Origin of the sequence: Paenibacillus physcomitrellae, from assembly GCF_002240225.1 — a bacterium.
Taxonomy (GTDB): Bacteria; Bacillota; Bacilli; order Paenibacillales; family Paenibacillaceae; genus Fontibacillus; species Fontibacillus physcomitrellae.
In genome coordinates this window covers 4,301,314-4,324,207 of the sequence record NZ_CP022584.1, presented here as the reverse complement: position 1 = coordinate 4,324,207, position 22,894 = coordinate 4,301,314, and the positions used below count along the sequence as shown (strand labels likewise).

Annotated in this window: 21 protein-coding genes; 6 read left to right on the top strand and 15 right to left on the bottom strand. The window is 52.3% G+C overall.

The features are described 5' to 3' along the window. Positions 1 to 19 precede the first annotated feature (19 nt). Complete coding sequence (locus CBE73_RS19430; RefSeq protein ID WP_094095645.1) at positions 20 to 1,210, bottom strand: C40 family peptidase; 1,191 nt, start codon at positions 1,208 to 1,210, stop codon at positions 20 to 22. Between the two features lie 284 nt (positions 1,211 to 1,494). On the opposite strand from CBE73_RS19430, the gene CBE73_RS19425 reads away from it, so the two are divergent. Then, a complete protein-coding gene (locus CBE73_RS19425; RefSeq protein ID WP_094095644.1) occupies positions 1,495 to 2,349 on the top strand; it encodes a sulfurtransferase in 855 nt (284 codons plus the stop codon). Between the two features lie 55 nt (positions 2,350 to 2,404). On the opposite strand, the gene CBE73_RS19420 is transcribed toward CBE73_RS19425, so the two are convergent. Continuing rightward, the gene (locus tag CBE73_RS19420; protein ID WP_094095643.1) at positions 2,405 to 3,352 is read right to left on the bottom strand and encodes an AraC family transcriptional regulator; all 948 of its coding nucleotides are present in this window, start codon (positions 3,350 to 3,352) and stop codon (positions 2,405 to 2,407) included. Between the two features lie 186 nt (positions 3,353 to 3,538). On the opposite strand from CBE73_RS19420, the gene CBE73_RS19415 reads away from it, so the two are divergent. From CBE73_RS19415 to CBE73_RS19405, 3 genes are all read left to right on the top strand, one after another. Continuing rightward, a complete protein-coding gene (locus CBE73_RS19415; protein ID WP_229752641.1) occupies positions 3,539 to 3,820 on the top strand; it encodes an Atu4866 domain-containing protein in 282 nt (93 codons plus the stop codon). 6 nt (positions 3,821 to 3,826) lie between these two features. Further along, on the top strand, positions 3,827 to 4,993 hold the full coding sequence (locus tag CBE73_RS19410) for an MFS transporter (RefSeq protein ID WP_094095642.1): 1,167 nt from the start codon (positions 3,827 to 3,829) through the stop codon (positions 4,991 to 4,993). Between the two features lie 202 nt (positions 4,994 to 5,195). Continuing rightward, complete coding sequence (locus CBE73_RS19405; RefSeq protein ID WP_094095641.1) at positions 5,196 to 5,639, top strand: Hsp20/alpha crystallin family protein; 444 nt, start codon at positions 5,196 to 5,198, stop codon at positions 5,637 to 5,639. A gap of 104 nt (positions 5,640 to 5,743) precedes the next feature. Here CBE73_RS19405 and CBE73_RS19400 read toward each other — a convergent pair whose 3' ends face one another. Together CBE73_RS19400 and CBE73_RS19395 are read right to left on the bottom strand one after the other, a co-directional pair. Beyond that, the gene (locus CBE73_RS19400) at positions 5,744 to 6,391 is read right to left on the bottom strand and encodes a histidine phosphatase family protein (RefSeq protein WP_094095640.1); all 648 of its coding nucleotides are present in this window, start codon (positions 6,389 to 6,391) and stop codon (positions 5,744 to 5,746) included. A 125-nt stretch (positions 6,392 to 6,516) separates the two neighbouring features. Further along, positions 6,517 to 7,470 carry a carbon-nitrogen hydrolase family protein gene (locus CBE73_RS19395; protein ID WP_094095639.1) on the bottom strand — a complete coding sequence of 318 codons (954 nt, stop codon included), beginning with the start codon at positions 7,468 to 7,470 and terminating at the stop codon, positions 6,517 to 6,519. Positions 7,471 to 7,837: 367 nt separating this feature from the next. On the opposite strand from CBE73_RS19395, the gene pdxR reads away from it, so the two are divergent. Then, the gene (pdxR, locus tag CBE73_RS19390) at positions 7,838 to 9,271 is read left to right on the top strand and encodes a MocR-like pyridoxine biosynthesis transcription factor PdxR (RefSeq protein ID WP_094095638.1); all 1,434 of its coding nucleotides are present in this window, start codon (positions 7,838 to 7,840) and stop codon (positions 9,269 to 9,271) included. Positions 9,272 to 9,410: 139 nt separating this feature from the next. Here the strand turns inward: pdxR and cyoD are convergent, their stop codons facing one another. The 5 genes from cyoD to CBE73_RS19365 form a co-directional block, all read right to left on the bottom strand. Beyond that, positions 9,411 to 9,743 (bottom strand): cytochrome o ubiquinol oxidase subunit IV, encoded by a 333-nt coding sequence (gene cyoD / locus CBE73_RS19385; RefSeq protein ID WP_094095637.1) that lies wholly within the window; start codon positions 9,741 to 9,743, stop codon positions 9,411 to 9,413. Position 9,744: 1 nt separating this feature from the next. Beyond that, positions 9,745 to 10,377 carry a cytochrome o ubiquinol oxidase subunit III gene (gene cyoC, locus CBE73_RS19380; protein ID WP_094095636.1) on the bottom strand — a complete coding sequence of 211 codons (633 nt, stop codon included), beginning with the start codon at positions 10,375 to 10,377 and terminating at the stop codon, positions 9,745 to 9,747. Continuing rightward, positions 10,374 to 12,386, bottom strand: coding sequence for a cbb3-type cytochrome c oxidase subunit I (locus CBE73_RS19375; RefSeq protein ID WP_094096425.1), 2,013 nt, complete (start codon positions 12,384 to 12,386; stop codon positions 10,374 to 10,376). Before CBE73_RS19375 ends, cyoC begins: the two co-directional genes overlap by 4 nt. Positions 12,387 to 12,423: 37 nt before the next feature. Further along, positions 12,424 to 13,398, bottom strand: a complete 975-nt coding sequence (cyoA, locus tag CBE73_RS19370; protein WP_094095635.1) for a ubiquinol oxidase subunit II — start codon at positions 13,396 to 13,398, stop codon at positions 12,424 to 12,426. A gap of 69 nt (positions 13,399 to 13,467) precedes the next feature. Further along, positions 13,468 to 14,970, bottom strand: coding sequence for an aminotransferase class I/II-fold pyridoxal phosphate-dependent enzyme (locus CBE73_RS19365; protein WP_094095634.1), 1,503 nt, complete (start codon positions 14,968 to 14,970; stop codon positions 13,468 to 13,470). 320 nt (positions 14,971 to 15,290) lie between these two features. Between CBE73_RS19365 and hisC the strand changes: the two genes are divergently transcribed. Next, the gene (gene hisC / locus CBE73_RS19360; RefSeq protein ID WP_094095633.1) at positions 15,291 to 16,394 is read left to right on the top strand and encodes a histidinol-phosphate transaminase; all 1,104 of its coding nucleotides are present in this window, start codon (positions 15,291 to 15,293) and stop codon (positions 16,392 to 16,394) included. Positions 16,395 to 16,847: 453 nt separating this feature from the next. Here the strand turns inward: hisC and CBE73_RS19350 are convergent, their stop codons facing one another. From CBE73_RS19350 to CBE73_RS19325, 6 genes are all read right to left on the bottom strand, one after another. Next, positions 16,848 to 17,621 (bottom strand): SDR family NAD(P)-dependent oxidoreductase, encoded by a 774-nt coding sequence (locus CBE73_RS19350; RefSeq protein WP_094095631.1) that lies wholly within the window; start codon positions 17,619 to 17,621, stop codon positions 16,848 to 16,850. A gap of 203 nt (positions 17,622 to 17,824) precedes the next feature. Then, complete coding sequence (locus CBE73_RS19345) at positions 17,825 to 18,376, bottom strand: HAD family hydrolase (RefSeq protein WP_094095630.1); 552 nt, start codon at positions 18,374 to 18,376, stop codon at positions 17,825 to 17,827. Between the two features lie 50 nt (positions 18,377 to 18,426). After that, positions 18,427 to 19,518 carry an ABC transporter ATP-binding protein gene (locus CBE73_RS19340; RefSeq protein ID WP_094096424.1) on the bottom strand — a complete coding sequence of 364 codons (1,092 nt, stop codon included), beginning with the start codon at positions 19,516 to 19,518 and terminating at the stop codon, positions 18,427 to 18,429. Between the two features lie 55 nt (positions 19,519 to 19,573). Continuing rightward, positions 19,574 to 20,662 (bottom strand): ABC transporter ATP-binding protein, encoded by a 1,089-nt coding sequence (locus CBE73_RS19335; RefSeq protein ID WP_094095629.1) that lies wholly within the window; start codon positions 20,660 to 20,662, stop codon positions 19,574 to 19,576. 81 nt (positions 20,663 to 20,743) lie between these two features. Further along, complete coding sequence (locus CBE73_RS19330) at positions 20,744 to 21,880, bottom strand: ABC transporter permease (RefSeq protein WP_094096423.1); 1,137 nt, start codon at positions 21,878 to 21,880, stop codon at positions 20,744 to 20,746. A gap of 15 nt (positions 21,881 to 21,895) precedes the next feature. Continuing rightward, the gene (locus CBE73_RS19325) at positions 21,896 to 22,894 is read right to left on the bottom strand and encodes an ABC transporter permease (RefSeq protein WP_094095628.1); all 999 of its coding nucleotides are present in this window, start codon (positions 22,892 to 22,894) and stop codon (positions 21,896 to 21,898) included.

The window sequence follows — 22,894 nt, the reverse complement described above, 5'->3', positions numbered from 1 at the left end:
TTTGTTTGGAGCTAAAGTTTTATTTTGTAATCGCCTGATACTGCTTGTCGCTAAGAACCCGGCGGGCCGTAAGGTATCTGGGACCAAAATAGGAATCGTTCAGACGATTGATCTGAACAGACGTAGAGACCGCATTGGCGATCTGTCCATTGCCGATATAAATAGCAACATGAGTTACCGTGCCTGGCTGACCGTAAGTATTAAAGAATACCAGATCTCCGGTCCGCAAATCATCTTTGGATATATAGTCTCCAAAATGGGATTGTTCGGCTGATGTACGCGGCAGGTGAACCCCGTATTTGGCCAGGACATATCGTGTAAATCCGGAACAATCAAAGCCGTCGGTTGTAGTTCCGCCCCACACATATTTGATGCCAAGCAGCGGATGAATCACCTTCTGCAGCGAGGCATGGGTTGCCAGCTCCGATGAGGATTCAGCTAAAGCCTTTAATTCTTTTTCCTGCTGCAGCAGGGCTGCTTCCTGTTCGGCCAGTACCTGCAAGTTTTGCATTTCGGACTGGGCTGTGTTCTCCAGATGCTTCTGTTTTTGCGAATAACTGACGTTGTTTACCGCTTCTTTGTTCTTCTGGGACACCAGGTCAGTTTGCTTCTGCTGCATCGTTTTATAGTTCTGCTGGACTTGCGCCAGCTCCTGCTGCAGCTGCACCTCTTTCTCCGCTATAAGCTGTTTATCTTGTTTATTGCTCTCCAGCATATCTTTATCGGAGCGGGAAATTTCCTCCAAGGATTGAAAACGGTCGATAAAATCCGAGAAGCTGGTGGAATTAAGCAGCACATCCAAATAACTGACGTTACCGTCCATATAGAGCGACCGCAATTTTTCGGCCAGCCTTTTATTGCGCTGTTCGATGCGGGAATCCGCCTCCTGCAAATCTTGGGCGATCTGCGTCAGGTTCGTTTCCTCCCGTTGGATATCGGCTACCAGCAATTGCATTTGATCGGTTACACTGCCTATGTACTGATCCAGATGATTCAACTTCTCGTTTGAGGCTTGGACTTCCTTTTGAATCTCATTCATTTCACTTTTGGAATCCGATAGGTTTTGCTGTGAGGCTATCTTCTCCTGCTGAACTTCCTTAAGCTTATGCTGCACATCGGATAATTCCGAGCTGGCGTAAGCTAAACCGGAGGTGAAAATCATACAGATCACAACAAGCAAAATAGTCAAAGTCGAAAATACTCGAGACATGGTTCCCTCCTAGCTAGGCAAATTCAATATATTCCTTCTAATTCTTCTATTTCCCTATTTAACCACACCTTCTACCAAATTCGAAATAGCCCTTATGGATATTTTGATAGATATTATAGTATTTTTTGTTGATTATTTGCGAATTTCCTGCGGCATTATCGAATCCCCCCACATTTGATGGAATTGTACACCCCTTTCACATGTGCTACATTGAGGGAAGAATAGAACAGGCACGAATGAGAATGGATGCCTGCCCAGCAATTCCATTTAGAAGGAGGAGCAAGATGGAACCCATCGTATCCAAGCAGTGGCTGCTTGCCCGCATGTATGAACCCGATTTGGTAATCGCCGATTGCCGATTCGATTTAGCCGATCAGGAAGCCGGGCCTCTCGCATATAAGGAAGACCATATCCCCGGGGCCGTTTACCTGGATCTGGAGCAGGATCTGTCCGCCCCTCCCGGCGAACACGGCGGCAGACATCCGCTGCCGGACCCGCAGGAGCTTGCGGCCAAACTGAGCCGCGCCGGCATAGGCAATCAGGTGCGCGTCGTCGCTTATGATGATCAAGGAGGCATGTACGCCGCCAGACTCTGGTGGCTGCTCCGATGGCTGGGGCACGAAAATGTGTCCGTCCTGGACGAAGGCTATTCGGCCTGGAAAAATGGCGGTTACCCCGTCACCTCGGATACACGCATCGTAGTTCCGGCCTCTTTCGAACCGAAGGTTCAGGCGTCCATGGTTGCGGATGTCCATGAAGTCCGGGCTGCCGTAAACAGCAAAAACGCCCTGCTCATCGACTCCCGGGACAAAAGCCGTTACGCCGGCGAACACGAGCCGCTCGATAAAAAAGCCGGACATATCCCCGGCGCCATCAACCGTTTCTGGAAACACCTCTTCCGCGACGGCAGCTCCTGGAAAGCGGAGTCCGATATCCGGCAGCAGCTGAAGCCGGCAGCCGAAGCGCTGGAGCAGGACCGCAACGTGATCGTTTATTGCGGTTCCGGCGTGAGCGCCACGCCTAACGTGCTGGCGCTGCACCTGCTTGGTTATCCGCAGGCCAAGCTTTATGCCGGAAGCTGGAGTGACTGGATCAGCTATGAGGACAATCCCGTGGCTACGGGAGAAGAGGAAAAATGAGAAAAGCCCGCGCCTAGCGCGGGCTTTTGGTTTGGCAGCGTGATTCCGTTAAAGCTTACAAAACCTCGATAGAGCCTTGCGGCTGATCCCCCATTAAAGCATCACGCAGGCGCTTCATATCAGCAATTGGCGGCAGGCCGAACATTTTTGCATACTCCCGGCTGAAATGGGACGGACTGTCGTAGCCCACCTGAAAGGCGGCTTCCGCTGCATTTGGAGTATCAGATAGCAAGAGACGCCGTGCTTCCTGCAGTCTGATTCTTTTTTGATATTGCAGAGGGCTCATAGCTGTAACTTCTTTAAAATGCCTGTGCAGCGATGAGGGGCTCATATTAGCAAGCTCGGCCAGTTCCTCGATTCGAAGCGGCTGGGCATAGTGCTCCTTGATTTGTTCGATCACTTCCTTGATCCGGTATGTACCACTTCCCTCAACCGCGATCTGCTTCAGCATCTCCCCCTGACGTCCTTTCAAAATCCTGTACAGGATTTCACGGGTATACATCGGTGCCAAAGCTTTAATATCCTCAGGTGTCTCTAGTAACCGTACAAGCCTTATAGCGGCATCAATAAGCGAAGTGCTTGTCTGACTAATAAAAAGCCCCCGTCTGGAACTGCCAAGTTGAAGTTGAATCGTACGAAGCTCGGATTCCTCCAGAAGCTCTACAATTTGAGCAGGCTTAAAATCAAGCCTGAAGCACAAATAGGGCCTATCGGATGAAGCTTCAATAATTTGTCCCGATACCGGAAGATCAACGGAAACCACAAGATAATCGGAAGGTCCGTATAGGTATCTTTCCTCTGCCAGAATCACTTCTTTTTTACCTTGGGCTACGATACATAAAGCAGGCTCGTGAACTCTGTAAATCGGCTCGGTGATTTTTGAACTGCGGATACAGCTTAAAGAAGGTATGTCCGTCGCGTTAACCCCTTCCCCAGACGAGAACTGGTCAATCAAAGCTGCGAGTTCTTTTTGTTTGGATGCAAGATTGGTTGTTTCCGGCACGCACGTCCCCACTTTCCTTCTAAGGTCATGTATACGATATTATATCCCTTTTCCTGGTTTTTGTTAGCCGTTTGAGAGGAATGAGCGATCTTTTGCAATGAATCTTCTATCGTTTCATTTTTCAACTGCTTCATAATATCCATAGCGGCTGTAAATGACAACATTTCATGAAGGAGAAGATAACTAATGAAGATCAACAACTCTAACCATATGACCTCCGAAAGCAATCACCCGTATGTGGGAATGTGGGTTACAGCGGATGGATATATTCGTCAAGAGCTATTGCCGAACGGCCGGTATGATGAAGCACGGGGCAACAGAAAAAGTGCCTATACAGGCAGTTATACAGTTACGGATAATCACATTGATTATGTAGATGATACGGGCTTTACCGCTGATGGTGAATTTCGGAACGGAATTCTTTATCATGCCGGTATGATCTTATATCGGGAAAACACAAAGGATTAAAGCAATATGGATAGAAGAGTCTGGATTTTAACTATTGCCGCCTTTGTCGTCGGTACGGTCGAGCTAGTCATTGCCGGCATTATCGAGATGATTGCCCATGATCTGCAAATTTCCGTAGCAGCGGCTGGACAGCTTGTTACCGTATACTCTCTTGTGTTCGCCTTTGGCTCGCCTGTGATCATTGCCTTGACGGCCAGAATGGAACGGCGCAGATTGCTCATTATCGCGATGTGGGTATTTTTTGCAGGAAATATTCTGTCCATTATCAGTCCGAATTTTGCCCTGCTTTTAATTTCCAGAGTGGTGCTTGCGGCAAGCTGCTCTGTCATCATCATTTTGTCCATCACTTTAGCAGCCAGTATCGTGCCTCCGGCCTTAAAAGGCCGTGCAATCGGCATTATTTTTATGGGTCTGAGCGCAGCCTTGATGCTTGGCGTCCCTTTAGGCACATGGATTGGTGACCGCTGGGGCTGGAGAATGACCTTTGTCTTAATCGCTGTACTTACATGGATTGTGGCTATATCCGTTCAACGTTTTCTGCCCAAGACACCACCACAACCGTCCGTTTCACTCCGTACGCAGTTTGGTACGCTGAAGAACCTCAAGATTCTGTCTGCCCATCTCATTTCCATCCTGCAAATGACAGGCCAATTTACGATTTACGCCTATATTACCCCTTATTTGCAGCAAAAAATGGGATTATCCACGCCGCTGATCAGTCTGGTGCTGCTGATTTACGGTCTCGCCGGAATTGCCGGCGGCTGGATTGGCGGCTGGTCCGCAGACAAGATCGGTCCACGGAAGACGATCCTTATCACGCTTGCACTGCATGCCGCAGCGATTCTGCTGCTGCCTTACGCTGTATTCCATCTATTTAGTTTATTATTGGTGGTGACCCTCTGGTGTACCTTTAATATGGCCCCCAGCCCGGCCATTCAGAGCTATCTGATCGAGACTGCTCCCCAATCTGCGGATATTCAGCTCGGCTTTAATACTTCTTCCCTTCACATTGGAGTCGCGCTTGGTTCGATGATAGGCGGATTCATAGTGAGCCAATACAGCGTTTCTGACAATCCTATAGCCGGCGGAGTGATTATTCTCTTGTCAATTGTCTGCGCTCTTTACTCAATGACCCGGAAGGAGAAACACGGTGCAGTTGAAAGAGCTCTATAGCCCAATATTCATCAAATAAAGTCAAAAGGTCAAAAAAGGTCAAACAAAATATAAGCACAAGGCATTTTATGATAATGACCTTTATTCCCCTTTAATCAGTCAAAACGGGCAAAAATCGACTTTGAAGGTACAAGCTCTGCTCCTTATAATTTCAAATGTAAGGATTAATCCTAACCCACCATATGAGAAGGAGCTGATTCGTATGTTTGATCTGACACCTTTCCGCAGAAGAACGGAGGATCATTTCGGACAAATGCTGAAATCTTTCAATGAGATGGTTGAAGACCCATGGTTTTTCCCGTTTAACAGCTCAGCTCAGTCCTTCCGCACAGACATCCGTGAAGAGAAAGACCGGTATCTGGTTGAAGCCGAGCTTCCAGGCATCTCCAAAGATAACATTGATGTCGAACTGAGCAACGATTATTTGACCATTCGCGCCAAACGTGATGAATATACAGAGCAGCAAGATGATTTGAGTAAAATGATCCGCAAGGAACGCCGCTCCGGTGAATTTGTACGCCGCTTCTACGTGGAAAATGTTGACGAGGCCGGCATCAAAGCGAAACTGGACAACGGGATCCTGAAGCTGGAAATCCCTAAACGTCCGGATGACGGCCGCTCCAAGAAACGAATTGAGATTGAATAAATAAAATCTACGCCAAATATTACCGAACATCCCCAAAAAGAATTCATTGTACATTCAAAGCAGGGCCAAGCTGCAGCGGCCCTGCTTTTTTCTTTAATGCCCTATTAATCCGTATAATGCGAAATATCCCCGTAAAGTTCAACCCGCGCCCGGCCATCCCTAAATGCAATTGCGCTCAGGCTGGCCGGCGGAATATCCGGTGTGCCCCCCATTCCTTCAAGATCGTTTCCGGCGTAGTGGTTCATAAGCGTCCTCAGTGTCATGCGGTGAGTCACGACCAGAATGTGGCTGCCTCGACCCCTTTCCGCTCCGGACTGTGCGGCATCGGCCTCGGACAGAATAACTTCAACAGCAGATACGGCTCGATCCCGCAGCTTGATATAGGTTTCTCCTCCCGCGGTCGGCAAGTATATATGCGGCTGGCTAAAAAAGTTGTCATACTCCACCGCATATTCGTTCTGTATATCTCCAACCTGCCGTCCTTCCCACAAGCCCATGTTGATTTCCCTTAATCCATCCAATTGGCCGATGCGCTCACGTTTTTTCCCAGAAATGATCTCGGCGGTCGTAATCGCCCTGGGGCTTGTACTGGCATATACCTTAGTAAAATCAACCTTTATTAAACGTTCATGAAGCTTCTCAGCCTGCAGTCTCCCGGCAGCGGTAAGCGGCGAGTCCTGGTGCCCCTGCATCCTGTGCGCCAGATTCCACTCCGTCTGCCCGTGTCTGACCAGATAAATCACCGTATCCATGATGATGTTTCCCCTCTCAAGTTACTTTAAGTATAAATCCGAAAAACGTGGCCCCCATGCAATGTCGCCTTGGTTACCACAGTCGCCCAGGTAACCACATCACCGCGGTCACCACTTTTCCCCGGTCATCCCTCCGTTTTCCGCACGATCTCCTGCTTCTTCTCGTTCACGACCAGTTGGAACACGTCCGGACGGCTGTAATGGCCCACCACGTCGAAATCAAACCGGCTTTGCGGGATTTCGTCCAGGTCCAGCGTGGCAAACACGATCCCTTCTTCATCGTAAAGCGGCCCGGCTACATAATCGCCAAGCGGTCCTACAATGGCACTGCCGCCCCTGCTCAAAATCTCGTCGTCCTGCTCCAGCTCTTCGTAACCGTCCAGATCGGCGGGATAAGAAGCTTTGGTCGCAAACTGGTTGCAGGCAATCACAAAGCAGCGGCCTTCACAGGCGATATGCCGGATCGTGGCCTGCCACGTATCGCGGGCGTCTGCCGTAGGCGCGATATAAATATCAATGCCCTGCGCATACAGGGCTGTGCGGGCCAGCGGCATGTAATTTTCCCAGCAGATCAACCCTCCGATCCTGCCGAACGGCGTATCGATAACGGGAAGTGTGCTGCCGTCTCCCTGTCCCCACAGCAGGCGTTCCGATCCCGTCGGAACGAGCTTTCGGTGTTTGCCCAGCAGGCGGCCATCCGGCCCGATATAAATGACCGAGTTGTACAAAGTTGCCCTGCTGAAATCCTGGTCGCGCTCCACCACGCCAATCACCAGATAAACGCCAAGCTCCTTCGCCAGCTCGCCGAATACCACCGTTTCAGGCCCGGGAACGTCGATGCTGCTTGCCCAGTAGCGCTCCCAGTCCTTCCTTCCTCCCGCCGTGCGGCTGCCCACCCGGGCACCAAAGCTTAACCCTCGCGGGTAGCCTGGCAGAAATACCTCGGGAAATACGATCAGCTCGGCTCCCTGCCGCGCCGCCTCCCGGGTTTTGTCGTCAATTCTGTCCATGGCGGACTGCTTATCGAACAGCAGCGGGGCGGACTGAATGGCCGCTACCTTAATTTGACGTTTATTCATATCGTATCCCCTCCCAAATGACCTGATTGAGACTATATTAAAATAAAATTCTGAAAATCAGACCACCCAAAATTGGACCAATCTGACCCATCCAATTATAGACATAACCTTATGAAATAACGGGTCGTATTTAGCCGTTTACAAGTCGTTCATCCTCCAAATTGCGGAAATTTTGCTGACAGACCAGCCATTGCGCCCTTCTTTCTACCCATCCATGTTCAACAAATTGCTATAAAATCGCTTTAGTTTTGTCACGTTTATCCGGAAACAACCATCTGAAACGCCAATAAACAGTGCTATGATAAAAATCACAATCACCTGAAAGAGCACAAACTTAAAAAAGCACTACTGGGGAGGTCGTCGCATCATGTGGAGGCCCGATCGCCAAAGCAAACAAACGTTATATGAACAAATCGCCGATCATCTGGAGCAGCGAATATCCTACGGCGAATTCCCGCCGGGCAGCCTGCTGCCGTCCGAAAGAAAATTGGCCGAGCAGTTTGGAGTCAATCGCAGCACTATTATTATGGCTTTTGGGGAGCTGCGGGCTATGGGCATTATCGAAAGCCGGTCAGGCAGCGGTACCCGCGTAAGCCGGACCAAATGGGGGGCGACGCCCAAACATACGCCGAACTGGAACCGGTACGTGGAAGGCGGCAGCTTCCTGCCAAATTTGCCGTTTATGCGCAAAATCAGGGAAGCGCTGAACCAGCAGCCTTCCCTGATCGATTTCGCGAGCGGCGAGTTGTCCGCGGATCTGGCGCCGATCGAAGAAATTACGGCGCTGATGAACGGCCATCAGTATACCTCTTATTTAGGGTACGATCACCCGCAGGGCTACGTCCCGCTTAGGCAAGCGCTTGTTCCTTATCTGAGTAAATACCGGAGCATTGAAACGGGAGAATCGTCTATTCTGATTACTTCCGGCTCCCAGCAATCGCTGTATTTGATTACGCAATGTTTATTGTCGCCGGGGGACGCGGTTGCGATCGAAGATCCCTCCTATTGCTATTCCCTGCCGATGTTTCAGTCTGCGGGGCTTCGGCTGTTCCGGCTTCCGGTGGACCGCTGCGGCGTAAATCCCGAAGAGATCCGGCTGCTCCATAAGAAACACCGGATCAAGATGGTGTTCCTGAATCCTAATTTTCAGAATCCGACCGGCACGGTAACGAGCGCCGAACGCCGCAAGCAGCTGCTGGACGTCGCCAGCGAGCTGGGACTCCCGATCGTCGAGGACGATCCGTTCAGCCTGACGGCCTATAACGGAGAAGCCCCGCTGCCGCTTAAAGCGGCGGACGTCAACGGCTCCGTGCTGCACATCGGCTCGTTCTCCAAAATCGCGGCTTCCGGACTGCGGGTCGGCTGGATGGTCGCCCCGCATGCCATCGTAGAAAGACTGGCCGATGCCCGGCAGCAAATGGACTTTGGCCTCAGCGTCATTCCGCAGCAGGTGGCCGCGCAGTTTTTGAAGTCGCCGCAATTCGAACCACATCTGAACCGGCTGCGGATGCAGCTGATCTTCAAACGGGATCTGCTGATCGAAGCGCTGCAGAAGGAGCTTGGAGACTTGGTCCTTTATACGGTCCCCGAAGGCGGACTCCATTTATGGTGCAAGCTGGTGCCCGATGTTCCCGAAGCCAAGCTGCTGGATGAAGCCATTAGAAACGGCGTCGTATTTGTACCGGGCAGTGTCTACGGCTCTGACGCGGGGTATGTCCGTTTTACGTTTGCCAGAGCCAAAGCGGACGAAATCCGCCGGGGCATCGCCGGCTTCGCCAAAGCACTGCGCGGACTGATGTAGTCCGGATGGGGATCTACAGCCGAAGTCAAATTCGAAGCCGAACCCTAACAAGAAGCCGGGAATGAGGCCACACCAGATGCTCCATAAACGAACAACCGCAGAGGCATACGCCCTTGCGGTTGTTTATTTTTTTGCAGAATCAGGAAGCCACCGTATTATACAGCATAATCCACATGGAGCCGGCGACAATGATGATTAGAATAAACAGGCCGAGCGCCAAGGACATCAGGTTGTACCGCGGTTTCCGTTCCTCCCGCAGGTGCATGAAGAACACGAGCTGTACAACCAGCTGCAGCACCCCGGCCAGCATCAGGACCACCTTTTTCTGAACGCCGTCCATCAAATCACCCAGTACAATCGCCACAGGAAGCGCGGTCAGCACCAGAGAAATTATAAAGCCCAGCGTATACGATTTCAGCGACCCATGCGCTTCCGCATCTGTATGCGTCACAGCTGCATGATCATTCGCCATATCAGTTCCCTCCCATCAAATAGACGACGGTGAATACGAAGATCCAAACGACGTCCAGAAAGTGCCAGAATAGGCTGATGACCTGAACCTTGCGTTTCGTCACCGGCGTAATACCTTTTCGGGAAACCTGCAGAATCAAGGCAAGCATCCAAACGAGGCCAATCGTAACATGCAGGCCGTGAGTGCCTACCAACGTATAAAAAGCCGATAAAAACGCGCTGCGTCCCATCGTGGCCCCTTCACTCACGAAATGGGCGAATTCTCTCACTTCCAGCCCAATAAACACGGCTCCAAGCAAAGCCGTGACAAGCAGCCAGCCGATCAAAGCCCGCTGTTTTCCCTTTTGCATGGCCAGCACCGCCAGCCCGCAGGTATAGCTGCTGGTCAGCAAAATGACCGTGCTGGCAATCACCCCGCCCAGCTCAAACAGTTCAGCCGGTCCTGGGCCGCCGTTCGTGCTGCCCCGCAGCACGACATAAGTCGCAAAAAACGTACCAAAAATCATAATGTCCGTCATCAGATAAATCCAGAAACCAAACGTACGGAGCTCCTCCAAATCCGGATGACCATGAGCATGCTGCTCATGGGCCCCGGAGAAAGCGGCCTGTCCTTTCACCTGTTGGATGGATTTCATGAGGCCGTCACCTTCCTAATCGCTTTTTCAGTCCGTTCGATTTCTTCAACCGAAATGTAGTAATCCGTATTGTAATTGAAAGAGTGCTTCAGCATGCACAAAGTCACCCCGGCCAGTCCGGGTATGATCAGCCAGAGCCAATGGAACACGAAACCGAATCCGGCCAGGAAAAAGCAGCCGGCCATGATGATCGGAATGCCCGAGTTTCTCGGCATATGGATCGGCTCCAGCTTTGGAGCTGCGGAATCTCCTTGTCCCAAGCCCCGTAGCCCCGTTTCTGCTGAACCAGACGCCCCGCGTTGTTTTTGCTCCCACCAGTCATCCTGTTCGGACACCTGCGGCAGCACGGCAAAATTGTAAAGCGGCGCCGGAGATGGAATCGACCATTCCAGCGTGCGGCCGTTCCACGGGTCGCCCGTCGTGTCGAGGTTCTTGCGGTAATGTTTGACCCCGTGCACAATTTGCCAAACCTGAACCAGGAAAGCAATGCCCATCACGCCCGCGCCGATGGTAGACACGAGGTTCAGCCCCCACCAGCCTTTGTCCCAGCCGTAAGTGACCAGGCGGCGCGTCATGCCCATCAGCCCCAGCGCATACTGCGGCATAAAGCAGACATAAAAACCGATATTCCAGAGCCAGAACGCCCAGCGTCCGATGCGCTCGCTCAGCTTGAACCCGAACAGCTTAGGCCACCAGTAATACAATCCGGCAAAATAACCGAACACCACGCCGCCGATAATGACCTGATGGAAATGCGCGATCAGGAAATAGCTGTTGTGATATTGGAAATCGGCAGGCGCTACCGACAGCAGCACGCCTGTCATCCCCCCGACCACAAAACAAGGGATAAACCCGGCCGTCCACAGCATCGGCGTTTCAAACGTGATTTTGCCGCGGAACATCGTAAAGAGCCAGTTGAAGATTTTGACCCCGGTCGGAATGGCGATCAGCATCGTGGTCAAAGCGAAAAAGGCGTTGACGTCCGCGCCCGAACCCATCGTAAAGAAATGATGCGCCCACACGAAGAAGGACAAAATGCTGATGATCATCATCGCATACACCATGGAGTTGTAGCCAAACAGCTTTTTCTTGGAAAAGGTCGCTACTACTTCGGAGAAAATCCCGAACGCCGGAAGCACGATAATATAAACCTCCGGATGTCCCCACATCCAGATCAGGTTGATGTACATCATCGGGTTTCCGCCCCCGTCCAGCGTAAAGAAATGCGCGCCGGCATAGCGGTCCAGGAACAGCAGCGCCAAGGTTGCCGTCAGGATCGGGAACGAAAAAATGATCGCTATGCAGCTCGACAGCACCGACCAGGGGAACATCGGCATTTTCATCAGCTTCATGCCCGGGGTGCGCATTTTCAGAATCGTAACGATAAAGTTGATCCCCGTCATCAAGCTGCCGATCCCGGAAATCTGGATACCCCAAATATAAAAGTCCTGCCCGACTCCCGGATTGTACATCAGCTCGGAGTAAGGCGGATAAGCGAGCCAGCCTGCATCCGGCGAACCGCCGATGACAAAAGACAAGTTAAACAGCATCGCACCCGCGAAAAAGAGCCAGAAGCTGAGCGCGTTCAGAAACGGATACGCTACGTCCCGCGCCCCGATCTGCAGAGGTACGACCACGTTAAACAAACCGAACATAAACGGCATGGCCATAAACAGGATCATGATGACCCCGTGGGTCGTAAAAATTTCGTTGTAATGATCCGGCTGCAAAAATTTGAGATCCGGCATGGCCAGCTGCGTCCGCATCAGCAGGGCGTCCACCCCGCCGCGGAACAGCATCAGGAATGCCGAAAGAATGTATAAAATGCCGATCTTTTTATGATCGACCGTGGTCAGCCACTCCCGCCACAGCCATTTCCACTTTTTGAAATAAGTAAGCACGAACAAAATGGCCAGAAGCGCCCCCACGATACTGACATCCGCGCCGTAAATAAGCGGATCTCCCGTCACAAAAAAACCGGAAGCAAACGCTCTGATCTTGTCTAACATCATTTTAGCCGCTCCCTTCCTGTTGCTCTAACATCCGTCATGGTTGTTCTCCCGACGGTTCATTTCCGCCTTCGGACTGGCCCGGGATAGCCGTAGACACGCTGCCTCCGTCCGCCTTCGCGGCATTATCGTCTGCGGCTGCTTCCTCTTGCTGGGCGGATGCCGCATATTTAACGACGGTTTGCTCAAACAGTCCCTCCGGGAAAGACGAGAAGGTTTGTTTATCGGTCGTCGAAGGCTCGGCCAGCTTATCGTATCCTTCCGCCGTCAGCGCAGGTGAAGACGTTTTGACTTCGTCCACCCATTTGCCGAACTGCTCCTTGCTCACGGCATCGACGTCGAAATACATTTTGGCAAAGTCTGTCCCGGTAAAGTTAGCCCCCGAACCCCAGTAATGTCCCGGTCCGTCGGCCTGCAAATAAAGTGTCATCGCCATGCCGGACATGGCGTACATCTGGCCGCCAAGCTGCGGAATCCAGAAGGAATTCATCGGCGAGTCGGCCGTGATTTCAAAGCGGATCGGCACGCCCTCCGGAATCATCAGCTCGTTAACCGATGCAATCCCCTGCTCCGGATATTGGAACAGCCATTTCCAGTTCAGCGAGGTAACCTGGACGGTCAGCGGCTTGACGTCTGACTTCAGCGGTTTCGAAGGCTCCAGCGCGTAGGTAGATTTGGCGGTAATGACGGCGAGGATCAAAATGATCACGATCGGAATGCCCCACCAGACCAGCTCCAGCTTGGTGCTGTGCGCCCAATTCGGCGTATACGAAGCCTTGCGTTCCTTTTTGTCCCTGTACCGCCAGAAGATAAACGCGGTCAAAATCAGCACCGGCACGATGACGATGCAGCATAAAACGAGCGAAATGATCATCAGGTCTCGCTGCTGCTCCGCAATGGGACCTTTCGGATTAAGCACGCTGACCTGGTTGGAACATCCGGAGACGGCCAGCAGCAGCGCTGTCAGCACCGGAAACGCCGCCAGCCTCCGCATCGTTTTGCGAAACTTCATGCTAGTCAACTCCCTTTAACTATGTGATATAGAAACAGTCGGTCCGGCCCTGAAACAGAGCCGGGCTCCTTAGACGAGGCAAGCCTCCTCGGCCGCAACGACCCGCAGCCTTTGAACAGCGGGATCTTCCGGCCCTTTCACCGGCAGTCCGGCCTCAAGGTGCTTTACGATATAATCCAGCGCCTCCGCCGTTATCGTTTGGCCCGGCATGACAATCGGAATGCCCGGCGGATACACGTATAGAAACTCGGCCGCTGTCCGGCCGCAGGAGCCGAGCAGCTCCACGCTTTCCGATAACGCATAGAAAGCTTCTCTGGGCGGCATCGCAAACTGGCCTGCCGCAGGGAGACTGACTGCACCGGGCACCGGTGGACTCGAAGCTCCGTTCGGAGCAATACTTCCGGCTTCCGGCCTGAAAAACGTGTCCGATAAATGCCGCAGAGCTTGAATAAGCAGCCCGGTCTCCCGTTTGGTGTCCCCCAAGGTAACCAAACAAAGCAGGTTTGTCAGATCGCTGAGCTCCACCTCGATGTTGTGCGTTTCTCTCAGCCACTGTTCGGCTGCAAATCCGGTAATGCCCAGCTCCAGATGGATGCAAAGTTTAGTCGGATCGTAGTGGAACACGCCGGGCTGCTCGCAAATTTCATCGCCAAAGCAGTAAAGCCCCGGGATTTCATTAATCTGCCTGCGGGTTTCCACGGCTAACCGGATGGTTTCTTCCGCCAAAGCTCGCCCATTCAGAGCAAGCTGTCTTCGGGCTGCATCCAGTGAAGCCAGCAGGATATAGGAGGTCGATGTCGTCGTCAGCATGCTCATAAAGGAACGGACCCGCCTGATATCCACCCGTCCGCCTTTCACGTTAAGCACGGAGCTTTGCGTCAGGGAACCGCCGAGTTTATGGACGCTGGAGGCGGCCATGTCCGCGCCTGCCTGCATGGCCGACATCGGCAGCCGTTCATGGCAGTGTAAAAGCGTGCCGTGCGCTTCATCCACGAGGGCCAAAAGACCGCGGCTGTGAATGAACTCCACCGCCTGCCGCAAATCTATGCTTGTGCCGTAATACGTCGGGTTGATGATTAAAACGGCTTTGGCGTCCGGATGAAGGCTTACAGCCTCCCGGATTGAATCCATCGTTACGCCATGCTCGATGCCAAGCCGCCGGTCCTTGGCCGGATCTACCCAGACGGGCAGCGCCCCGGCAAAAATGACGGCGGATAAAATGGACTTATGCGCATTGCGCGGCAGGATGATTTTGTCCCCCGGGGAACAGGCAGCCATGATCATAGTCATGATGGCTCCCGTCGTTCCCTGCACCGAAAAGAGCGTATCATCCGCACCAAAGGCATCCGCGGCTAACGCCTCCGCCTCGCGAATAACCCCCGCCGGCTGGTGAAGATCATCAAGCGGCGCAATATTAATCAGGTCAATGGATAAAACATTGTCGCCTACAAAAGCCCGAAACTCCGGATCGGCACCTCTCCCTTTTTTATGGCCGGGGATGTGGAACTGCACGGGTTCTTCTGCAGCATGCCTCCGCAGGGCGGTCAGCAGCGGTGTGGTTTGATGATCCATGTTGCATCCGTCCTTTCGGTAAAAAGTTTATGGTTGTTAATAGACGGTATGGCTGTCAATAGACGGTATGGCTGTCAATAGACGGCTTGCCGGGTCAAGGCTCAGGTCTTGTCTTAAGCCAAAATCGAATATACCGGGTACCCGTTCCCGCGTAACCATCCATTCTTGATTTTTTTTGACCAACCGATTCTAAACTTTGCAGCGGACCGCTCGAAATTCCGACCAAATGGCTGGTTACAAGAGAGCCGAACAGCGGTATATTTAAGCCGTTTATCTGCTTCGCGAATCGTTAATCCAACAGGCAAAGTGAGGAATCAAACATGAACAATAGAAGTAACGTCAAAGCGCGCTGCGCCTTGCACAAAATCACTCCCTATTCGCCGGGCAAGCCGATTTGGGAGCTGCAGGCGGAGCGTGGATTATCGAGTGTCACGAAACTCGCTTCCAACGAGAATCCGCTGGGCCCGTCGCCCAAAGCGATGGAAGCCATCTCCCTCCTGCTGCCGGATATCCATCGTTATCCGGATGCCGGGGCCTCCCGGCTGCGACAGGCTTTGGCCGACAAATATGAAATGAACCCGGGCCAGTTTCTCGTAAGCAACGGGGGAGACGAGCTGATTACCCTGATTGCCGAAACCTTCCTGGACCCGGAAGACGAAATGATCATCTGCAGCCCGTCTTTCAGCGAATACGAATTTGGAGCCCACCTGATGGGGGCATCCGTCATTTCGGTGCCGCTGGATAAAGACTTCCAGTTTGACATGGACGCCATCATCGGAGCGGTGACGCCTCGTACCCGGCTGCTGTGCCTCTGCTCACCCAATAACCCGACCGGGACTTATATCCCGGCCAAAGTGCTGCATCACTTGCTGGACATACTTCCTGATCATGTTGTTGTCCTGCTGGACGCTGCTTACAGCCAATTCGCAGAGGCGCCGGATTACACGAACGGCCTTGAGTTCGTCAGAGCCGGATACCCGCTGATCGTACTGCAGACTTTTTCCAAAATATATGGTTTGGCTGGTCTAAGGGTCGGATACGGCATTGCTCCAGAAGCGATTATTCAGCAGATATCCAAGGTTAAAGAACCTTTTAATGTCAATATGCTGGCCCAGGCAGCCGCCGAAGCCGCCTTAGGGGACGAAGATCATATGCACAAGACGCTTGCGGTTAATGCCTATGGCAAGCTTCAGCTGTATCACGCCTTTCAAAGTTTGGAGCTGTCTTATATCGACAGCATGAGCAATTTTGTGCTTGTGGAAATTGGAGCAGAGGCGAAAAGGGTGTATGAAGAGCTGCTGTCACGAGGTGTAATCGTCCGGTATGGCGGCATCTGGAATCTGCCCCGACATATCCGGGTTTCTGTGGGAACCCAGGAAGAAAACGAAGTTTTCAGCGCGGCACTGAAGGATATTTTAGGCTGAGCGCCGTGAAGAAAGAGGCGGGTAATTGGATGGGATTGAGTTGAGTAGAGTTGAGTTGGGTTGAATCAAAGCGTACCCTCCCGGCATCCCGAAAGAAGATATGCATATTGAAATTCATATAAATAAAACACAAAAAAAAGCCCGCGCTAAAAGCGGGCTTTTCTCTATAGCTTTGAAAAACTCCTACGGATCTCCTCGGACAGCCGGCTGCCCGGTATCTGGCTCCAGCCGTGAATATAAAGGTTGTTCGGGCTTTCCCCACTGCAGGATATGCGGACGTTCCATGCCGGCGGCGGCACGGACAAACCGATTCCGCAGCCAGCCATTTTCTGAGAGGGTCTTTCTCGGACCTGTGCCATTCGGAAACGCGAAATCGGAAAACGTCCGGTTACCGCCAACCTCATCCGCCTCGGATTAATTGATTAAGTGAGACATAGCCGCAATTGAATCCATTTAGAAAGCAAAATGAGAGGCGCCGCCGTCAACCAGCAAATTTTGACCGGTTACATAACTGGAGGCATCCGAGCAGAAGAACAGAACCGGAGATACAAGCTCGATCACTTCCCCATATCGGCCCATTGGCGTCCGCTGTTCAATGACCTGCTTCACTTCAGGCTTGTCCAGATTTTCATAAGTGAGCGGCGTTCTGAAAAACCACGGGCTGACGGCATTAACCGTTACGCCGAATTTGGCCCATTCCGTCGCCAGCTGCCTCGTCAGCTGGACGACACCCGCTTTGCTCGGGCCGTAGGCCGTTGAGAATGAGAGGGTCATTTCCGAGGCAGCGGAGGAGATGTTAACCATACGGCCGTATTGTTGTTCAACCATATGCCTTCCAACCGCCTGGGAGATAAAGAAAATCGATTTAAGGTTCGTGTCGAAAATAAAATCCCACTCTTCTTCACCAAATTCAAAGGCGGTCTTGCGAATGGTCGTCCCGGCATTGTTCACAAGAATATCAATATGGCCAAATTCCTCAACCACCCGCTGGACAACGGAATCTACGGCCTGTTTATCCGTCACGTCACAAGAAAGGCCAAGCGTCTTCCGGCCTGTCGCCTGTCGGATTTCGTCAGCAGCCTGAACCACTTCCACTTCCGTTCTTGCCGTCAGGACCACATCCGCTCCCGCAAACGCCAGACCTTCCGCAAGTACTCTTCCAATTCCCCTGCCTGCTCCAGTCACGATTGCAACTTTGCCGCTCAGATCAAAACTGACTTGCGCCATCTCCAAACTCCTCCCATTTCCCAATAATATACAGTCATTTTCCCTTCTAATTTACAATAAGTTCGAGAGATAAAACAAACCCCGAACCGGAAACATTCCGACGCGGGGCATACAGTTATTTATTCTCATAAAAACCTTTGGGTTCGTGCTGTAGAATCTAGACTTCAGAATCCATCTATTCCACCATTCAGCCACCCAGCCTTTCAGCCGCGGATTTGCAGCTCCGCCTCCAGCTGTTCATTCAGACGGTCAGCCAATTCCAGCAGCTCCAGCGGCTCCAAAATGATATAGTCGGGCCGCTCAGTTTCGTCGGCAGGTTCATGCGGATAACGCGGGGTCCAGCTCTGAAAAACGCTGGTGATGCCCAGCGCATTTGCTCCTTTAACATCACGGCTCAGGTTGTTGCCAACCATGATAATCCGCCCGTAATCCTGCTCAGTCAGCTCTACCGCACCCGCCGCTGCCTTAAACATGCGGGGACTCGGCTTGGTTGCCTTGATACTATCGGAAATAATCAAAGCCGTAAAATAGTCGAATAATCCGTTTTGCTTCATGACGTTATAGAAAGACTGCGTATCCCCGTCCGCTACCAGCACGAGCGTATAACCCCGTTCGTAAAGCGTCTTGACCATCGTGTCCGCACCGGGAATCACGTGCGCACTGACTACGATACCTTCGTCATTCCTTACTTCCGTAGACTCGTCAATGATCGTATCTCCGCTATCCAGAAAAATAACAAGCTGTTTCTTGTCCATGCCGATCTCCTTTGTTTATGTCCTGTATTATGAATCCTTAGAATCTTATTCTATACGAGACTTGCCAGCTCCTGTTGCACCGAAGCCGAATTTCTGGAGGATTCCAAGGAAGCTCCCGGCCCGAAAGCCGAAACGCCCTGCAGGTTCAATTCCTCAGCATAATGGCAGGCGACCAGACGGCCGTCCTTCATAGCGCGCAGCTCCGGCTCTGTCTGCTCGCAGAGCGAGGTCCGGTAAGCGCAGCGGGGATGGAACCGGCATCCGGAAGGCGGACTAGCCGGATTTGGCACCTCCCCCTGCAAAATAATCCGTTCCTTCTTCACCTCCGGATCAGGCCGGGGAGCTGAAGAGATCAGCGCTTCCGTATAAGGATGCAGCGGCTGGCGGAACAAGGCTTTCGCATCTGACAGCTCGATGATTTTCCCCAAATACATAACGGCAATCCGATCTGAAATATGCTTGACGACCGAAAGGTCATGCGAAATGAACAAATACGTCATCTCATACTGCTGCTGCAGATCTTTAAGCAGGTTGATAATCTGCGCCTGAACCGACACGTCCAGCGCGGATACCGCCTCGTCGCACACCACGACTTTAGGCCGGGTGACAAGTGCGCGGGCAATGCCGATCCTCTGCCGCTGTCCGCCGGAGAAAGCATGCGGATACCTCTTCAAAAAGCTGGGATCCAGCCCGGTTTGCCCGGCGATCGTCCGGACTCGCTCGTCAATCTCTGCTTTGCTGAGTCCGCCGAAGGCCCGCAGCGGCTCGCTGATAATTTCGTACACGGTCATTCTCGGATTAAGCGAAGAGTAGGGGTCCTGAAAAATCATCTGAATGCCCGGGCGAATCGCCTTATATTCCTGTTTGGTTGCCTTCAGGAAATCGATGCTGCGCCCGTCTTCCATCCGATAATTCACCTGGCCGGAGGTCGGCTCGATCCCGCGAACCAGACAGCGGCCCAGCGTTGTTTTGCCGCAGCCCGATTCACCGACAAGACTCAGCGTTTCCGCACGCCGGATAGAAAAAGAAACATCGGCCACGGCTCGTACAGGCGCCGCTACACGTTTAAGGCTTCTGCCTCCGCCGTCGCCGTCATACTCTTTGACCAGATTAACGACATCCATGATCGGCTGCTCAAGCATTTGCTCGGGCATCCCATGCCCGGGCTTTTGATCTAGCCTTTGTTCAAGCGTTTGCTCAGGCATTAACGACATGTTCATTCCTCCTCTCTTCCCCTCCGCTTGCTTCCGGCCCATAAAGGAAGCAGCTTGCCGTATGACGGTCCGATAGCTGCACAGCTTCCGGATTCTGCACGTTGCATACGCCGGGAATCCGCTGGCTGCACCGTTCATAGAAGCCGCACATCGGCGGCATATTCAGCGGCACAGGCACTGTGCCTTCAATGGATTCCAGCCGCTCAACAGTGCGGTCCAGGGATGGAATCGAGCGCAGCAGCCCTTGGGTATACGGATGTTTTGGATTCCGGTAAATCTCCCGGACCGGCGCTTGTTCCACTACTTTTCCCAAATACATCACAGCAACCTCGTCGCACATTTCCGCTACGATGCCCAAATCGTGCGTAATAAACAGGATAGCCATCCCGAACTGCTGCTGCAGCTCCTTCATCAAGGCGAGCACCTGGGCCTGAATCGTCACGTCAAGCGCCGTTGTCGGTTCGTCTGCAATCAGCACCTCCGGATCACAGGACAACGCCATCGCAATCATCGCCCGCTGCATCATTCCCCCGGAGAATTCATGGGGATACTGATAGAAACGTTTCTCGGGATTGGCGATACCCACTCTTCTCAGCATATCGATCGTCAGCTCAAGCGCTTCTCTTTTGTTTCGGGTCCGGTGAAGCAGGATCGATTCCATGATTTGATTGCCCACCGTGTACAGCGGGGAAAAAGCCGCCATAGGCTCCTGAAAAATCATCGCGATTTTGCTGCCGCGGATAGCGCGGATTTCCCTGCCGTCCGGCTTCAGCTTCAGCAAATCGGTATCGCCCAGCCAAACCGAGCCGGAGACCTTCGTTTTTTTGGGCTGAATGCCGAGGATCGCTTTGCCCGTAATGCTTTTGCCGCAGCCCGACTCCCCGACGATGCCCAGTGTTTTGCCTTTGGACACCTGAAAGCTGACCCCGTTTACCGCCTTCAACAGGCCGCGTTCCACCGGAAAACGAACCTTCAGATTCTCTACCCGGAGCACCGTCTGATCCGGAGCCGGCTCTGGTTTCCGAATCTCATCCTCAGCCTGCCCGGTCTTCTCTGGCGCCGTTTTCGTCATTGTCATCTCCTCAACCTCACTGTCTGCCTGATTATTTCAGCCTTGCTCATCTTTACTCTGACGGGTCATCTTTTTACAACCTTATTTATAAGGGTCGGCCGCATCGCGCAAACCATCGCCCAGAAAGTTAAAAGCGAGTACCGTAGATATGACGAAGCCAAGCGGAATCAGTTTCCAAGGATAAAGCGCCACGTTTTCCATCTTTTGCGCCTCCTGCATCAGCACACCCCAGCTTGCAGCCGGGGAACGAATGCCCAGCCCGAGAAAGCTGATCGCCGTTTCGCCGATAATCATTGCCGGAACCGCCAGCGTCATCGCCACAACCAGATAACTCATAAATCCCGGCACCAGATGGACAAAGATAATCCGCGCATTGCTGACACCGGAAATTTTCGCCGCCATCACATAATCCTCATTCCGAAGCGATATGAATCGGCTGCGTACCACCCGGGCGAGTCCCGTCCATTCGATAAAGGCCATAATAATCGTAATATAGAAAAACATCTGCACGACCGGAATCCGTGCCGGTATAGCCGCCGAAAGCGCCATCCAGAGCGGCAGGGTCGGGAAAGACCGTATGATTTCAATAACACGCTGCACAATACTGTCGACGATGCCGCCAAAATAGCCGGAAATACCGCCCAGCAGCAGCCCCAACACAAAACTGATCGAGACGCCGACAAGCGGTATCGTTAAGGATACCTGGCTGCCGAGCACGATTCGGGAGAACAGGTCCCGTCCCATGTCGTCCGTGCCGAAGATAAACAGGCGTCCCGGGCTTTCCACACCGAATAAATGCAAATTGCCGGGGATCAGGCCCAAAAATTTATATTCCGTTCCCGTTACAAAAAATTTCAATGGATACCTTTCGGCGGGGTCCTCCACAAACCTTTTGCGCAGAGTAACCGGATCACGCTCCGATTTAAGGCCGTAGACAAACGGCTGGAGGTGAAATTTCCCGTCTGCATCCACAAAATGCAGCTTCGATGGACGGCTGTTCAGATGCTCGCTGTCATAGTTGTCCAGTCCCTGCGGAGCAACAAAGCTGCCGAATAGGGCCAGCAAATACATCAAAGCCAGCACAATCAAACTGATCCGTGCCAGCTTGTGCCGCATCAGCTTGCGGAACATGAGGCGGAGGTGCGATTCCGCGTAATAAGTGTCTTCCTCTCTCTTGACCGAAAATAGTCTGGACCATAAACCGGAATTCTTTTTCATCTGTGTATACATCGATCACATTCCTTTTCTTTGCATCCGGATTCGGGGGTCAAGCCACACCAGCAAAATATCCGATATGAGCGTACCCAGCACAATACAAGCGGCCATAAACAGCAGCCAGGTACCCGCCAAATACATATCCTGAGACAGCAGCGCCTGATACATGACTGGTCCCTGTACCGGCAGGTTCAGCACGATCGCCGTAATAGTCGCCCCCGTAAAAATGGAAGTCAGCGACCATCCTATCGTACTGACGATCGGATTGATGGCGGCGCGAACCGGATATTTGAAAATAATCCGCGCTTCGGACAATCCCTTGGCCCTTGCGGTAAGCATATAAGGCTTGTCCATTTCATCCAGCATCTGCGCCCGCATGACACGGATCAGATCGCAGGTGCTGCCCGTGCCGATCACGATTACGGGAATGATCATATGTTTAAGAAAGTCCTTGAATTTCTCATAGGACCAAGCCTGATCTGCAAACTCCGGCGAGAACAGTCCCAGCATCGGGTCGCCGACATAGACATAGGAGAAATACATAAGGATAATCGCCAGCAGGAAATTAGGCGTAGCCATGCCGATAAAGCCGATAGCCGTAAAGATATAATCGCCGACCGAATACTGCCGGACGGCACTGTAAATCCCAATAGGAATAGAAAGTGCATAAGTAAACAACATAGAAATCACGGACACAACGATCGTAAAGCCCATATATTGGCTGATGATCGAAGCCACCGGACGGTTATAGTTCAGCGAATAGCCGAAATCGCCTTGAGTCACCATCCCCCAGATCCACTTGAAATACTGCATATACCAGCTCTGGTCCAGACCATACGCTTCCCGCAGCTTTAGCAGCGCCGCATCGTCCATGATTTCGCCGCTTGTCGTCATCTTGGCTGCATAAGTGCTGATGAAATCGCCGGGAGGCAGCTGGATGATAAAAAAGACGATGATCGATATCAGCAGCACGACCGGAATCATCGTAAGCAGCCTGCGAGTTATGTAACCTACCAC

Bases quoted from the DNA above. Each gene is read 5' to 3' on its own strand.
- CBE73_RS19335 (WP_094095629.1), bottom strand. From the start codon at position 20,662: ATGACGAAAACGGCGCCAGAGAAGACCGGGCAGGCTGAGGATGAGATT.
- CBE73_RS19340 (WP_094096424.1), bottom strand. From the start codon at position 19,518: ATGCTTGAGCAGCCGATCATGGATGTCGTTAATCTGGTCAAAGAGTAT.
- CBE73_RS19425 (WP_094095644.1), top strand. From the start codon at position 1,495: ATGGAACCCATCGTATCCAAGCAGTGGCTGCTTGCCCGCATGTATGAA.
- CBE73_RS19430 (WP_094095645.1), bottom strand. From the start codon at position 1,210: ATGTCTCGAGTATTTTCGACTTTGACTATTTTGCTTGTTGTGATCTGT.
- CBE73_RS19330 (WP_094096423.1), bottom strand. From the start codon at position 21,880: ATGAAAAAGAATTCCGGTTTATGGTCCAGACTATTTTCGGTCAAGAGA.
- cyoA (WP_094095635.1), bottom strand. From the start codon at position 13,398: ATGAAGTTTCGCAAAACGATGCGGAGGCTGGCGGCGTTTCCGGTGCTG.
- CBE73_RS19415 (WP_229752641.1), top strand. From the start codon at position 3,539: ATGAAGATCAACAACTCTAACCATATGACCTCCGAAAGCAATCACCCG.
- CBE73_RS19350 (WP_094095631.1), bottom strand. From the start codon at position 17,621: ATGGCGCAAGTCAGTTTTGATCTGAGCGGCAAAGTTGCAATCGTGACT.
- cyoC (WP_094095636.1), bottom strand. From the start codon at position 10,377: ATGAAATCCATCCAACAGGTGAAAGGACAGGCCGCTTTCTCCGGGGCC.
- CBE73_RS19410 (WP_094095642.1), top strand. From the start codon at position 3,827: ATGGATAGAAGAGTCTGGATTTTAACTATTGCCGCCTTTGTCGTCGGT.
- CBE73_RS19395 (WP_094095639.1), bottom strand. From the start codon at position 7,470: ATGAATAAACGTCAAATTAAGGTAGCGGCCATTCAGTCCGCCCCGCTG.
- hisC (WP_094095633.1), top strand. From the start codon at position 15,291: ATGAACAATAGAAGTAACGTCAAAGCGCGCTGCGCCTTGCACAAAATC.
- cyoD (WP_094095637.1), bottom strand. From the start codon at position 9,743: ATGGCGAATGATCATGCAGCTGTGACGCATACAGATGCGGAAGCGCAT.
- CBE73_RS19405 (WP_094095641.1), top strand. From the start codon at position 5,196: ATGTTTGATCTGACACCTTTCCGCAGAAGAACGGAGGATCATTTCGGA.
- pdxR (WP_094095638.1), top strand. From the start codon at position 7,838: ATGTGGAGGCCCGATCGCCAAAGCAAACAAACGTTATATGAACAAATC.
- CBE73_RS19375 (WP_094096425.1), bottom strand. From the start codon at position 12,386: ATGTTAGACAAGATCAGAGCGTTTGCTTCCGGTTTTTTTGTGACGGGA.
- CBE73_RS19345 (WP_094095630.1), bottom strand. From the start codon at position 18,376: ATGGACAAGAAACAGCTTGTTATTTTTCTGGATAGCGGAGATACGATC.
- CBE73_RS19400 (WP_094095640.1), bottom strand. From the start codon at position 6,391: ATGGATACGGTGATTTATCTGGTCAGACACGGGCAGACGGAGTGGAAT.
- CBE73_RS19365 (WP_094095634.1), bottom strand. From the start codon at position 14,970: ATGGATCATCAAACCACACCGCTGCTGACCGCCCTGCGGAGGCATGCT.